2 protein-coding genes are annotated in these 373 nt (G+C 67.8%); one reads left to right on the top strand and one right to left on the bottom strand.

Annotated features, from left to right (window positions below):
* Positions 1-262: hypothetical protein (locus JK364_RS56805; RefSeq protein ID WP_230994001.1), on the bottom strand; the 262-nt coding region annotated here is incomplete at its 3' end.
* On the opposite strand from JK364_RS56805, the gene JK364_RS58435 reads away from it, so the two are divergent.
* Positions 185-373 (top strand): KR domain-containing protein (locus JK364_RS58435; protein WP_372462116.1); only part of this gene is annotated, 189 nt, incomplete at its 3' end. The genes JK364_RS56805 and JK364_RS58435 overlap by 78 nt on opposite strands.

Here is a 373-nt window from a genome sequence, read left to right as displayed (position 1 = left end):
TGATGTTGTTGCGGATGAGCGTGATGGTGGTGTGGGTCTTGATGCTGGTGTGGTGGGCGGGTTGGTGGCGTGTGGTGAGCCGCAGCTGGCGGTGCGTGGGGATGTGGTGCGGTGCGCGCGTCTGGCACGGGTCAGTGGAGCTGCGGCCGTAGAACACGTCGGCGGGTGGCGGGACCCGGGGACGGTGTTGATCACCGGTGGTACTGGAACGCTGGGCGGATTGGTGGCCCGGCATCTGGTCGCCGAGCACGGAGTAGAGCATGTGCTGTTGGTCAGCCGTCGGGGCCTGGATGCGCCGGGGGCGCCGGAGCTGTGTGAGCAGATCGAGGAACTGGGCGGTCGGGTGACGGTCCGCTCCTGTGACACCAGCGAC

This window comes from Streptomyces endocoffeicus, from assembly GCF_016741935.1.
Lineage (GTDB): Bacteria > Actinomycetota > Actinomycetes > Streptomycetales > Streptomycetaceae > Streptomyces > Streptomyces endocoffeicus.
Note: the sequence above shows the minus strand (reverse complement) of the source record. Positions and strands in the feature narration are given on the sequence as shown.